Origin of the sequence: Pseudomonas sp. PS01301, assembly GCF_029960215.1 — a bacterium.
GTDB classification, from domain to species: Bacteria; Pseudomonadota; Gammaproteobacteria; order Pseudomonadales; family Pseudomonadaceae; genus Aquipseudomonas; species Aquipseudomonas coleopterorum.
Window position 1 is genome coordinate 66,106 of record NZ_JASCPM010000019.1, and the last position, 13,330, is coordinate 79,435.

The 13,330-nt window shown below is 60.9% G+C and carries 8 protein-coding genes and 1 tRNA gene; 3 read left to right on the forward strand and 6 right to left on the reverse strand.

Annotation, left to right across the window (positions count from 1 at the left end; genetic code table 11):
* Nucleotides 1-2: 2 nt before the first annotated feature.
* Nucleotides 3-776 carry an ABC transporter ATP-binding protein gene (locus tag QMX89_RS12280; protein WP_056844502.1) on the reverse strand — a complete coding sequence of 258 codons (774 nt, stop codon included), beginning with the start codon at nt 774-776 and terminating at the stop codon, nt 3-5.
* A gap of 589 nt (nt 777-1,365) precedes the next feature.
* Between QMX89_RS12280 and gabP the strand changes: the two genes are divergently transcribed.
* The gene (gene gabP / locus QMX89_RS12285; RefSeq protein WP_049861641.1) at nt 1,366-2,754 is read left to right on the forward strand and encodes a GABA permease; all 1,389 of its coding nucleotides are present in this window, start codon (nt 1,366-1,368) and stop codon (nt 2,752-2,754) included.
* Nucleotides 2,755-2,992: 238 nt separating this feature from the next.
* Here gabP and QMX89_RS12290 read toward each other — a convergent pair whose 3' ends face one another.
* Nucleotides 2,993-4,738: an anti-phage dCTP deaminase gene (locus tag QMX89_RS12290; protein WP_282348391.1), complete on the reverse strand. Its 1,746-nt coding sequence runs from the start codon at nt 4,736-4,738 to the stop codon at nt 2,993-2,995.
* Between the two features lie 320 nt (nt 4,739-5,058).
* Between QMX89_RS12290 and QMX89_RS12295 the strand changes: the two genes are divergently transcribed.
* Nucleotides 5,059-7,278, forward strand: a complete 2,220-nt coding sequence (locus QMX89_RS12295; RefSeq protein WP_282348392.1) for a TonB-dependent siderophore receptor — start codon at nt 5,059-5,061, stop codon at nt 7,276-7,278.
* Between the two features lie 181 nt (nt 7,279-7,459).
* Here QMX89_RS12295 and QMX89_RS12300 read toward each other — a convergent pair.
* The 4 genes from QMX89_RS12300 to QMX89_RS12315 form a co-directional block, all read right to left on the reverse strand.
* Nucleotides 7,460-7,535 (reverse strand) — tRNA-Phe (locus QMX89_RS12300).
* A gap of 92 nt (nt 7,536-7,627) precedes the next feature.
* Nucleotides 7,628-7,900: an oxidative damage protection protein gene (locus QMX89_RS12305; RefSeq protein ID WP_090355347.1), complete on the reverse strand. Its 273-nt coding sequence runs from the start codon at nt 7,898-7,900 to the stop codon at nt 7,628-7,630.
* Nucleotides 7,900-8,964 (reverse strand): A/G-specific adenine glycosylase, encoded by a 1,065-nt coding sequence (gene mutY, locus QMX89_RS12310; protein ID WP_282348393.1) that lies wholly within the window; start codon nt 8,962-8,964, stop codon nt 7,900-7,902. The genes QMX89_RS12305 and mutY overlap by 1 nt, the downstream gene beginning before the upstream one ends.
* Entirely contained in the window at nt 8,961-11,189 is a 2,229-nt protein-coding gene (locus QMX89_RS12315; protein WP_282348394.1) for an AsmA family protein, read from the reverse strand. The genes mutY and QMX89_RS12315 overlap by 4 nt, the downstream gene beginning before the upstream one ends.
* A 406-nt stretch (nt 11,190-11,595) precedes the next feature.
* On the opposite strand from QMX89_RS12315, the gene QMX89_RS12320 reads away from it, so the two are divergent.
* Nucleotides 11,596-13,254: an OFA family MFS transporter gene (locus QMX89_RS12320; RefSeq protein ID WP_049861646.1), complete on the forward strand. Its 1,659-nt coding sequence runs from the start codon at nt 11,596-11,598 to the stop codon at nt 13,252-13,254.
* The last annotated feature ends 76 nt before the right edge of the window (nt 13,255-13,330 follow it).

Here is a 13,330-nt window from a genome sequence, read left to right on the forward strand (position 1 = left end):
CGTTAGCGGTTGCTGGACATGAACTGCCTGCAGCGCGCCGACAAGGGGTTGTCGAATACTTGCTCGGGCGTACCCTGCTCTTCCACCAGACCTTGATGCAGAAACACCACTTCGCTGGAGACTTGCCGGGCGAAGCCCATCTCGTGTGTCACCAGCAGCATGGTACGGCCTTCTTCGGCCAGGTTGCGAATAACCGAGAGCACCTCCTGGACCATTTCCGGATCCAGCGCCGAGGTCGGCTCGTCGAACAGGATAACCTTGGGCTGCATGGCCAGGGTGCGGGCAATCGCCGCACGTTGTTGCTGACCGCCGGAAAGCTCGTTCGGATAGGCGTGGCGCTTGTCGGCGATACCGACCTTTTCCAGCAGCGCCTCGGCCACCTCGACCGCTTCGGCGCGGCTCTGTCCGAGCACGCGGCGCGGCGCTTCGATGATGTTGTCGAGCACGCTCATGTGCGGCCACAGGTTGAAATTTTGAAACACAAAACCGATCTGGCTGCGCAGCCGGTTGATCTGGCGATTGTCGGCGGCAATCAGTTCGCCGTTGCGTGCGGCCTTGAGCTTGAGCGCTTCACCGGCCACCAGGATTTCGCCCTGGTGAGGGTTTTCCAGCAGGTTGATGCAGCGCAGCAGGGTCGACTTGCCGGAACCGGATGAACCGAGGATGGAGATCACTGCACCGTCGTTGGCGGCCAGCGATATGCCTTTGAGCACGTCCAGTGCACCGTAGCGTTTGTGCAGGTTACGGATTTCCAGAGCGGGCGTGGCCTGAGCCATGTGCGGTCCTCATATAGGCGGGTGCGGCCTGCCATCGTCGACATGAACAGCCAGGCGCACAGCTAGCATAGCGCGGATGGCGGGACTGAACGTGCAGCTGGGTTCTCGAGTGCCTGATGCACGGTGCAAGGGCACTGTGGGCAGGACTTCGGACGGGCAGGGCGCGGTAAAAAGGCGCGATGTTGCCAGTTTTGCCGGGACGAGGAAAGCGCGAATGCAGGGGATGTTCAATGGCGCGATGAGAGGCAGGTGGCACGAAGTAGCACCTGAGTCGTGCATTGTCCGCTCAAAAGTTGCGCCTTTAGGTTGCACTGTTTTTGTGCGAGGGTGTTACCGGCGTCGTTTTTTGGTGCGGCATAACGACCCAGGCTGAGTAGTTCGGTAATGCGCAGGAGCCACAAGGGCAAACCTCAACGGATTCAATCCCTTGCCATGATCGGTCGAGGGGTCCGATTCAGGGCGGCAGGATATACCTTGGTACAATTTGGCGCAATTTTTGCGTAAAAGATATGGAACGGGGTGTAGCGGACTTTGCACAAGGCTCGCGATCACCGCCGGACAGAACGCTATTTTTCGCAAAGGTAGTTTTATGAGTACGCAGAATTCCACAGGTCTCGCTCAGGGACTCAAGCCGCGTCATGTAACTATGCTGTCGATCGCCGGTGTGATCGGTGCCGGCCTGTTCGTAGGTTCCGGCCACGCCATCGCTGCTGCCGGCCCCGCCGTGCTGCTGGCCTATGCCGCTGCCGGTAGCCTGGTGGTACTGGTCATGCGCATGTTGGGTGAAATGGCCGTTGCCTCGCCTGACACCGGTTCGTTTTCCACCTACGCCGACCGCGCCATCGGCCATTGGGCCGGTTTCTCCATCGGCTGGCTGTACTGGTGGTTCTGGGTGCTGGTAATCCCGCTGGAAGCCAACGCCGCCGCCTCGATCCTGCACGCCTGGATTCCCGACGTTGCGCATTGGGTGTTCGCTTTGGTGATCACCCTGGTGCTGACGGTAACCAACCTGTTCAGCGTGAAGAACTACGGTGAATTCGAGTTCTGGTTCGCGCTGATAAAGGTGCTGGCGATCATCGCCTTCATCGTCGTGGGCCTGGGCGCGGTGTTCGGCTTCATGCCCAACAGCCAGGTCAGCGGTGTCAGCCACCTCACCGACACCATGGGCTTCATGCCCAACGGGCTGGGCGCCGTCGTCGCTGCCATGCTGACCACCATGTTCTCGTTCATGGGCACCGAAATCGTCACCATCGCCGCCGCCGAATCGAAGAACCCCGGTCAGCAGATCTCCAAGGCCACCAACTCGGTGATCTGGCGGATCTTCCTGTTCTACCTCGTATCGATCTTTCTGGTGGTGGCCCTGGTGCCATGGAACGACCCGCGCCTGGCCGAGCTGGGTTCCTACCAGACCGTGCTGGAGCTGATCGGTATTCCCAACGCCAAGCTGATCGTCGACATCGTGGTACTGGTCGCCGTCACCAGCTGCCTGAACTCGGCGCTGTACACCGCTTCGCGCATGCTGTTCTCCCTGAGCAAGCGTGGCGACGCGCCGGCTGCCGCACAGAAAACCTCGAAGTCGGGTACCCCGTCGGTAGCTGTGCTGATGTCCACCGCCGCCGCCTTCGTGGCGGTGATCGCCAACTACGTCGCGCCAGCCGCCGTGTTCGATTTCCTGCTCGCCACCTCCGGCGCCATCGCATTGCTGGTGTACCTGGTGATCGCTGTGTCGCAACTGCGCATGCGCCGCAAGCGCGAGATCGCCGGTGAGAAGATCGACTTCAAGATGTGGCTGTTCCCCGGCCTCACCTACCTGGTCATCCTGTTCATCGTTGCAGTACTGACCACCATGGCGCTGCGCGAAGACCACCGCGTGGAAATCCTCGCCACGGGCGGCCTGGCCATCGCGGTCGTGGTTGCGGGCCTGATCGTCTCCAGCCGTCGCAAGGCCGGTAATGCGCGAGTAGCGCTGAGCCGCTGATCGATTGGACCGTTGGAATGCAAAGGCCGCTGTCAGTGATGACAGCGGCCTTTGTCGTTTCAGGATGGACAGGTCACTGCCCTGACGGTCCTCGCAAACTGTGTTCTTTTTGCGCCATGTCGCTGTTCTTCGGGCCTGCCGGAGGCTTGAAGATATCCTGCTTCCAACTTGGCCAGCGAGCGACAACTTGTCGACACATGGATACGTGGTTTAGAAATTCCTGCTTCTTGGTCGTCATTTAGGTTCCCTCTATGTAGGTAGACAGCAGATTCGCTGCTGCTGCTTCACGATCCATGTAAGAGCACGGAAGCATCTGGGTCCTGAGCTTTGCACTCTCTTCTTTCCACTCGACGATTTCGCCGTCGTCGTTCTTGCGTGCCACCGGGTAGCCGCTGCCGAGATTCGTCGAGAATAGGTTGAAAAAGCTCCGCGGGCCAACCCCGATGAAAGGTTCGAATACGACATTGTCCGGGTTGTTCCCGAGCGAGATGGCGTCGGAGTGAAATTCCAGAGCCTTGCTCTTGGGGTAGGGTTCTACGTAGACCACCCGTTTGATACCTGCAGCCACAATGTGCTTGGCGCAGTTGTGACAGGGGAAAGTCGTGCAGTACAAGTCGCTGCCCGAGCAGTTCACACCCGAGCGGGCGCTCGACAGCAAGGCCTCCATTTCGGCATGCACCACCCGGCCATATTCGGTGATGTCCTTGATCTTGCTCTTTCTGATCAATGGCGCGAGTTCCTGGTGATACTCCTGCGGAACGACCGCAAGGATATCGTCGATGATCAGCCTTTTCTGGATGGCATTGGAGTCTTGACCGCGCATGTAATCACGCCCGTCAGGCGCATCCAGGATGCCGTGGGTGTCTGGATCCTTTTCGGGCCAGTAAAGGCCTCCGTGGGCCTTGGGAACATCATTGGCCCCGGTGGCGATGATGCAGCGGTGCTTGGTCAGGACTGCCCCTACCTGACGCGACAGGTCGGCAGACCTCAACGAGGCGGAAAACGCCATGAACATCGCGTACTCGTCGAACGTCGGGGTGATGTAGGGGCGACCGAAAAGCAGGTCGAGAATACGCCACGTCTGTTTCTTCAACGAGTCGGAGTTGCCATTGTAGTCAATGAAGAAGTCGGAGAGATGGTAGGTGTTGCGGGTGTGCTGACCATGTTCGTCGCGCTCGTCCGCATCACGCTCGATCAGGCGCGATGCCTGCTCCTCCGTCATGGACAGGTCCTTCACCAGATACTCATGGCGTCGTGTCAGATCGGCGTGGACGCCGACCAGAAAAAAGCCATCCGAATAGATCTTGCGCAGACGCTCGACTTCCGCAGGGCTTTTCAATGAGTTGATGATGAACGCCCGGCGACGCATGGGGGCCGACTCGCTTCGCAGCTTGTTGATGTGCACCGCCGCGCCCAATGCCAGTATGGCGTTGTCCTTGCTCTTCCCGCGCAGCCGGTTCCCTTCTTCCATGAAGCTGCTGATGCGGTCGTACTGATGGGTGGTGTCGGCAGGGGAGCCGATGCTGGCAATGACATCCGTAGAGACTTTGATGGTGCAGGTTTCGTAGCCGAAAATCTTGAGCCGGTCGCCGATCAGCCTCGACACCTCCGGCAGGTCGGTACCGATCGTCCCGACCAGACCGATGATGAGCTCGGAATCGGAATACGTATCGTCGATGAAATAGGACGTATCCGGTGCAGGCTCCTGGGAAAGCTCCGCCAGCATTTGCGCTGCATCGTCAGGTTGCGTGTGCTGCGCTCCGTAGTGGCTATTGAGCAAAGGCTCGACCATTTCCTGGAGCTTCGATGCCGCGTGGGGTTTGCCTTGGAAGTGCAGGGTGCCAGTAGACGGGTACCAGTTAAGAATGCCTTTGCTGCGAGTCTTGAACTGATGCTGGTTTTCGTTGATTACCCGCCACTCGCCAGCGGGCAGAATGCTTTCGAGCTTTATCTTGAGTTCTTCGAACGTGCCATCAAAGCGCATGGTGACTCCTTGTTCTTGCTGCCGATCAATCCGTTGATCGAGGGGACTCTCGGTGACTTTCGAGAGGTGGGACGTGAAGCGAATAAAGATAGCCCATCAAGACGGGAGCGTACGGTAACCAGTCCTGCGATAGGTAACAGCATGTGTGAGTCACCCAAGCCATTCCCGAACTAGCTCAACGAGGCCACGAGAATCCTCAAACCCAAAACGACTTAAATAGAAATGCGAATCACTCCATGCTAGATTCTCCCGCTTTTTGAGATATGTCGACACAAAAAAACGACTGGTCTTCGCAGGATCTTCAGGGGAGAGGATGGTAGATGGCTCGCAATAACAAGATTAATTCCAGCGCGAATTCTGTGGCTTTACTCGTTGCCACACTCAGTTGGCAGGGCATCGCCGCTGCTGACCAGGCGCCTGCCAGGCCTGCAACCAACGATTCGGTTCTACAGTTGCAGAACCTGGTCATTACCGAACAAGCACCGGAAAGCCAGCAGAGTGCGGGTTATCAAGTACAGAACAGCACCGCGGGCACCAAAACCAGTACGCCTTTGTCCGAGACTCCGCGTTCTGTCTCGGTGGTCACGCGCCAACGCATCCAGGACCAAGGTTTTCAGACGCTTACCGATATTCTTGGCTACGTGCCGGGCATCTTCGCGCCGCCTTTCGCCGTGGGCGATGGTTTGGCCGGTGATCTGTTTTCCATCCGCGGTTACAACGCCACGGACTATGGCTATGGTTTGCTGAAAGATGGTTTGCGCCTGCAAGGAAACCGATACGACACCACCACCGAGCCCTATGGGCTGGAGCGTACCGAAGTCTTTCGAGGCCCAAGCTCGATTCTCTACGGGGAAAATGCGCCGGGCGGACTGGTCAATCTGGTCAGTAAAAAGCCGACCGAAACCGCGCAGGGCGAGGCCAAGTTTACCTATGGCAGCAACAATCGCCGCCAACTCGGACTCGATGTTTCGGGCCCGTTGACGGATGACAACCGTATTCTGGGCCGACTGGTGATGCTGGGCCGAAATGCCGACACGCAAGTTGACTCGGTGCCGGATGACCGTCTCTACATCGCGCCGTCGATGACGTTCAACTTCAGCGAAGACACCGCACTGACCTTGCTGTCGACTTACCAGCGTGACCGCACCAAGTTGCTGTTGGGCTATCCGGCAGCAGGAACTCTGCTCAACAACGTCAATGGCAAGATCGGCAAGGACCAGTTCAACGGCAATCCGAACTGGGACGATTTCGAGCGCGAAACCTGGACCTTGGGTTATGAGTTCAGCCATCAGATCAACGACGTCTGGCAGTTCCGTCAGAACTCGCGCTACATGGAATCGCGCTTGAACCGTCATGAAACCTGGCCAAACAATCTGAACCGGGCGGGCTTTGGCAGTACGTTAAGCAGCACCGCTTATGATCGTGACAACAAATCGATCACCTATTCAGTGGATAACCAGTTCGAAGGCCACTTCACTTCGGGGGCGTTGGACAACACAGTGCTGCTCGGCGCAAGTTACGACCGCACCTCGTTCAACCAGGATTGGAACGCAGGCCTGGGCGGTACTTACAACGTGTTCAACCCGGTGTTCTCGGCGGTGCAACCGAACGCCTCGCAATACGTGCAGAACTCCCAGCTCGATCAGCACATGTACGGCGCGTATGGCCAGTTGCAAAGCAAGTACGACAACTGGATCTTCCTGTTGGGCGGGCGTCAGGACTGGGTGCAGAGCGAATACCGCAACCGTGCCAGCGCGGCGCGTCCAGGCAGCGCAGCAATATCGGCCACGGACCTGGATGGCTGGGATCATCGGTTCAGCTGGCAGACGGGTTTGATGTACCAGTTCGAAAACGGCATCTCGCCCTATGTCAGCTATTCCACGGCATTCACCCCCGTACAGCAATCGTCCCAGCCCAACGGCGATCTGCTCGATCCGATTCTCAGCAAGCAGTATGAAGTGGGTGTGAAGTTCGAGCCCAAAGGGTGGAACACGACCTTCAGTGCGGCTGTTTTCGACCTGACCAAATCACGCGACGTGGTCGCAGGCAGCAGCGGCTTCAGCCGGCAAGTGGGCGAGAGCAAGTCCCAAGGCCTGGAGCTTGAGGTCAACAGTGACGTGACGCCCAATCTGAGTCTGGTTGCGTCGTACACCTACACGGACGCGCGGGTGACCAAAGATGCGCCAGGCTCATTGTTCGAAGACCATCAACTGACGGGCATTCCACGCAACCAGGCGTCGACCTGGGCGACGTACCGCTTCCTGGATGGCGCGCTGAGCGGTCTACGCCTGGGCGGCGGCGTGCGCCACTTCGACAACACCTTTGCCTACACAGCGCCGACGCTGTACGGCAAGCTGAAAACTGGCGATGTGACGCTGGTGGACGCCTTGGTGGGGTATGACATCAACGAGCATTGGTCGGTGGACGTGAACGCGAAGAACCTGTTCGACAAAGAATACGTGTCGGGCTGCAACAACGCGGGTCGCTGCTATTGGGGTGAGGAGCGAACGGTGCTGGGGACCGTGGCGTTTCGCTGGTAAGCCACCCAGCCCGGCCAGGGAGGGCGCGCTGGGCCTGTGAGTGGATCCGAGGACCGAACTTGATCCATTCGCATGCCCACGGGCTTTCACAAGGTGTGAAACGCCAGACAACAAAAAGCCCGCACTAGGCGGGCTCTCTGTGTGTTTTCAGGTACTGCATGCACCACCTGAAAACGAAAGGTGGTGCCCAGAGACGGAATCGAACCGCCGACACGGGGATTTTCAATCCCCTGCTCTACCGACTGAGCTATCTGGGCAACGGGGCGCATTAAACTGGTTTTTCGACGGGTCGTCAAGCGTGATGTCGAAAAAAATTTTAATTAATACCGTCGCTTACGATTTTGCTGGGTTATTCGGCGGGTGGCACGTAGCCGTCGGCCTTGGCGTATTCCTCGCCGGACAGGTACTTGTCCATCTCGCCCTGCAGGAATTTGCGGTCTTCGGCGTTCATCATGTTCAGGCGGCGCTCGTTGATCAGCAGCGTCTGGTGTTTCTGCCAGTCGCCCCAGGCCTGCTGGGAGACGTGGTTGTAGATGTCTTCGCCCTTGGCGCCGGGGTAGGGCGGGCGCTCGAGGCCGGGCAGTTCTTCTTTGTACTTGCGGCACATTACGGTGCGGGTCATTACAGATCTCCTGCGTTCAAGGCGTCGGCTGCGTGTTGCAGCAGCTTCTTCACCGGGGCTGCCAGGCCCAGGCGCGGCGGTGTGGCGAGGTTATACCAGAGCCAGTCGGCCTCGGCCACGTGGTGGGCGGTCTGCTCGACCTGCACCAGCCACGGGTCGATGGCCAGCTGGAAATGGCTGAAGGTGTGAGTCAGGGCGGGTAGCTGGCGCCGGCCAAGCAGATGCAGCGCGTGCTGGTCGGCGAGGTGGTCGAGGTCGTTCAGGTCGTCGAGCTGGGGAAGGCTCCACAGGCCGCCCCACAGGCCGCTGGAGGGCCTGCGGTAAAGCAGGATGGCGCCTTCGCGGTTGGCGAACAGGGGCATCAACGTTGCGCGTTGCGGAACGGCCTTGCGCGGCTTGGGCACCGGGTAGCGGATTTCCAGGCCGAGCATGTGCGCTTCGCAGCTTTTTTCCAGCGGGCAGAGCAGGCAGCTGGGCTTGCTGCGGGTGCACAGGGTGGCGCCCAGGTCCATCATCGCCTGGGTGTAGTGGTTCACTCGGGTCTGCGGGGTCAGGCGCTCGGCGGTGGCCCACAGCGCCTTGGCCACCTTGGGCTCGCCCGGATAGCCTTCCTGCGCGGTATAGCGGGCGAGCACGCGCTTGACGTTGCCGTCGAGGATCGGCGCGCGCAGGCCCATGCTGATGCTGGCGATCGCCCCGGCCGTGGACAGGCCGATGCCGGGCAGTTCGACCAGTTTCTCCACGTCGTGGGGAAACTCGCCGCCGTGCTCGGCCATCACGATCTTGGCGGTTTTCTGCAGGTTGCGGGCGCGGGTGTAGTAGCCCAGCCCGGTCCACAGGTGCAGCACTTCGTCTTCCGGCGCCTCGGCCAGCGCCTGCACGGTGGGCAGCGCCGCCATGAAGCGGTCGAAGTAGTTCAGCACCGTGCTGACCTGGGTCTGTTGCAGCATGATTTCCGAGACCCACACCCGATACGGGTTGATGTCCTGCTGCCACGGCAAATCATGCCGGCCATTGCGGTCGTACCATTCCAGCACGGCGCTGGAAAACTGCTCGGGACTCATCGGTTGAACAGACCTCGCAACGCATCTTTGAGTTTGGGGTCGACCTTGTCGCCCAGTTTTTCTTCGAGCTTCTCGTCGATCTTGTCGCGAATACGGTCGCCGGCCAGCTTGGCAGCCACCTGGCCCAGGCCGTCACGGTCGATGCGGCAAGCCTTGGCGCCCATCTCCAGCGGGCCGCGGCAGCGCAGCGGCAGTTCCACGCCGACGAAACGTTCGCCCACCTGACAGGCCGGATCGGCACTGGTGCCCTGTTCGCCTTCCACCACCACGCCCACGCGGTAGTCCATGCCCAGTACGCGCAGATCGACGTCGCCGTCGCCTTTGACGGTCAGGCCGGGAATGCGCACGAGCAGGTCCTGGTTGCTGGCCACGCCGTTGCGGAACACCAGGCTGCCCTTGAGCTCCTTGAACGGTGTGTCCTTGCCACGCGGTTCGCCGTTGAGGGTCTTGCGGTTGAGCACCGAGATGCCGCGGCAGATCTGCTGCTCCAGGTTGGCGTTGACCAGTACGCCGTCGTTGAGGACGAAGCTGGCGGTGCCGTTGAGCGATTCGACCAGCGCTTTCTGGCTGTTGCCCGAGCCGCTCAGGTTGCTGTTGAGGTTCAACAGGCCCCTGACCGGTGGGTTGGCGCTGTGCGATTTGATGAAGTTTTCCACAGGCACCTTGTCGATGCGCGTCTGCAACGCCAGCAGCGGCGTTTCCGGACGCACGTCCAGGGTGCCCTGGGTGGTGAAGGTGCCGTTGTAGAGGCCACCGGCCAGGGTTTGCAAGGTCAGCATGCCGCCCTGGCCCTGGGCCTTGAGGGTGGCGTTGCGCACCGGCAGGCCCTTGAGGGTCAGTTGGCCGATGGCGAGGTCGGCTTGTACGTCCAGGGCTCGCAGGCGCTCGACGGGCAGCAGGCGATCGTCGCTCCAGGCGCCGCGGGTTGGCGCGTCGGGCAGCGGCGATTCACCGGATGCCACGGCGGCCGCTTCGCTGTTCTGCACCTCGGCCTGGCGCGCCGCGCTGGCGTTGGCGGCCTTTTCGGTCTTGGCCGGCAGGTAGCGGTCGGCGTTGAAAGTGTCGCCCTTGAGCTGCAGGCGCAGTGCCTGGCGGGCGAAATCTTCCACGGCGATGCGGCCGGTGAAGGTGCTCTCGTCCAGTTTCAGCGTCAGGTCTTCCAGGCCCAGGCTGTCGCGGGTGCCCTGCAGCCGGCTGACCAGTTCGAACTTGCCGAGGCTACCCGGGGCCATCGCTGGCAGCGGTTGGCCGATGCTGTCGAAGAAGGCACGCAGATCCAGCTCGGCAATCGACAGACCGCCGGTGAGCTGAGGCTCGCTGTCCAGATTGCGCACGCGCAGTTCGCCCAGCGCACGCATCTGGTTGGCGGCCAGCTTGAGGCCGGTCCATTCGGCGATGTTGGCGGACTGGTCCAACAGCAACTGCCCCTGGGCGCTGAAGGTGACCGTCTTGCCTTGCAGCGGATCGCCCGAGGCTTCACCGCTCAGGCGCATGTCCTCGAGCTGGTAGCGCTTGAGCACGCGGTCGAAGCGAAGCTCGCCGGCCAGTTCGGTACGGGCCCGCACCACGGGCTGGTTGGTGCCCAGGAACGCGGTCAGTTTCAGCGGGATGTCGGCGCCTTCGTGAACGGCGCCGGTGCTGAGCTGGATGCTCTCGGCGGTGTACATGCGGCCGGTGCGCGCGTCGTGGTACTGCACGCGGGCGTTGTTCACGGTGAGGCTGTCGATGTCCAGCTTGACCGGGCGCGACGGTGCCTGGGGCTTGCCGGGTTCGGTGACTGCCGGGGCGTTCGGGTCGTTGGGGTCTGCCGTGGTGGTGGGCAGGGGCTTGCCGATGTCTTCCCAGTTGCCGTGGCCGTTGGCGTCACGCTCCAGGGACAGGTTCAAGCCCTCGACCCGTACGTCGCTCATCTGCACTTCCTTGCGCAGCAGCGGCAGCACGCGCACCGAAAGGCCGAGCATCTGCAGGTCGGCGAAAGGCGTCTTGGGGTTTGCGAGCGTGGCCACGCTGGCGTCGTGCAGTTCCAGACCCAGCCATGGGAACAGGCTCCAGCCGATGTCCCCGTTGAGGGTCAGCTCGACGTGAGCCCTGTCCCGTGCCAGTTGGCGAATCTCGTCCTTGTAGTCGTTGGGGTCGAAGAGGTGGGTGAGGGCGAAACCCAGGGCCACCAGAATCAACAACAGACCGAGAATGCACAGGCCGAGGATTTTGCCGAACGCTTTCATGGGCGAGTCCTTTAGTCCGAAATTTGGAAGTTAGCGGGAGAGTATAACGTTGTGCGTCTGGCGATGTGGGCGGTCTGTCGGTGCCGTTGCATCGGGCGTTCGCCGCTGCCTTGCGAGAGCGTCGCGAGCGCTTTGGCGCGCAGGTTTCGGCGATCCGGAGGAAATCCTCGGGACCGTTCGGGAGGTTTTGCCAACCATCCGGCAGATCATTGAAATAAAGGGATAGCAGTTTGCTTCCATTGGTTACATCTGGTGGTAATCTTCTCGCCTTCGACTGTCCGCTGCGACTTTATGTCGCGATTTGCCAAATGCTGCCGATAAAACAATCGATCGCCAACGTGCATGAAGGATGTGGGCGCATTTGTGTGCAGACAGCTGAACTACAAAAATCAACGGGGGTTACGAAATGAGCAGTAGTCTTTCGGGCGGCGGCGTGGGTGCCCAGCCAGGATTTCTGTCCAAGGAGCGGATCATCGCCAAGCCTGGCTTCAACCGCTGGCTGGTTCCACCAGCCGCGTTGGCCATTCACTTGTGCATCGGCATGGCGTACGGTTTCTCGGTGTTCTGGTTGCCGCTGTCCAAGGCAATCGGCATCACCGCACCGGTGGCGTGCGCGCCCGACCTGAGTTTTTTCAGCCAGGTGTTCTCATCGTCCTGTGACTGGTCGGTGTCGATGCTGAGCTGGATCTACACCCTGTTCTTCATTTTCCTGGGCTGCTCGGCAGCCATCTGGGGTGGCTGGCTGGAACACGCCGGGCCGCGCAAGGCCGGTGTCGTGTCGGCTCTGTGCTGGTGCGGTGGTCTGGTCATTTCCGCGTTGGGTATCTACACCCACCAGATCTGGCTGATGTGGCTGGGCTCGGGCGTGATCGGCGGTATCGGCCTGGGGCTGGGCTACATCTCCCCCGTATCGACCCTGATCAAGTGGTTCCCGGACAAGCGTGGCATGGCCACCGGCATGGCGATCATGGGCTTCGGCGGCGGTGCCATGGTCGGCGCCCCTCTGGCGGCTGCCTTGATGGGCCATTTCGCATCTCCTACCAGCGTTGGCGTGTGGCAGAGCTTCCTGGTGATGGCGGCGATCTACTTCGTCTTCATGATCGGCGGCGCGCTGTCGTACCGCGTCCCACCGACCGGTTGGAAGCCTGAAGGCTATGTTCCTTCGGCGAAGAAGGCCAAGGGCATGATCACCAACCGCCACGTGCACGTTAACGTGGCCTGGAAGACCCCTCAGTTCGCGCTGGTCTGGCTGGTGCTGTGCCTCAACGTTTCCGCCGGTATCGGTATTCTGGGCATGGCTTCGCCACTGCTGCAGGAAGTGTTCGGCGGCAAGCTGCTGGGCGTTGACCTGGCGTTCAACCAGCTGGACTCGGCGCAACTGGCGCAGATCGCTGCCATTGCAGCGGGCTTCACCGGCCTGCTCAGCCTGTTTAACATCGGTGGCCGGTTCTTCTGGGCTTCGTTCTCCGACTACATCGGCCGCAAGGTGACCTACTTCGTGTTCTTCGCCCTGGGCGTGGCGCTGTATGCCTCGGTACCGACCCTGGGTCATTCGGGCAACATCGCACTGTTCGTGGCGGCTTTCTGCATCGTGCTGTCGATGTACGGCGGCGGTTTCGCCACCGTGCCGGCCTACCTGGCCGACCTGTTCGGTACGCAGATGGTCGGCGCCATCCACGGTCGCCTGTTGACCGCCTGGGCCGTGGCCGGCGTGTTGGGCCCGGTGCTGGTGACCAACCTGCGTGACTACCAGCTGGCCCACGGCGTGGCCCGTGCGGCGGTGTACGACACCACGCTGTACATCCTCTCCGGCCTGCTGGTGCTGGGCTTCATCTGCAACGCGCTGGTGCGTCCGGTGGCCGACAAGTACTTCATGACCGATGCCGAGCTCAAGGCCGAGCAGGCGCTGGGCCATGACAAGGGCACCGATGGCACCACCGTGCTGGAGTGGAAGGCCAATCCTGCGTCCAAGCCGCTGGCTGTCGCGGCCTGGCTGGCCGTGGGCATTCCGTTGGCGTGGGGCGTGTGGGTGACCCTGCAGAAGACGGCGGTGCTGTTTCATTGATGTAGACGTTTGAATCGGTGATGGCCCTTCGCGGCCGATGACCGCTCCTACGACACCCGTAGGAGCGGTCATCGGC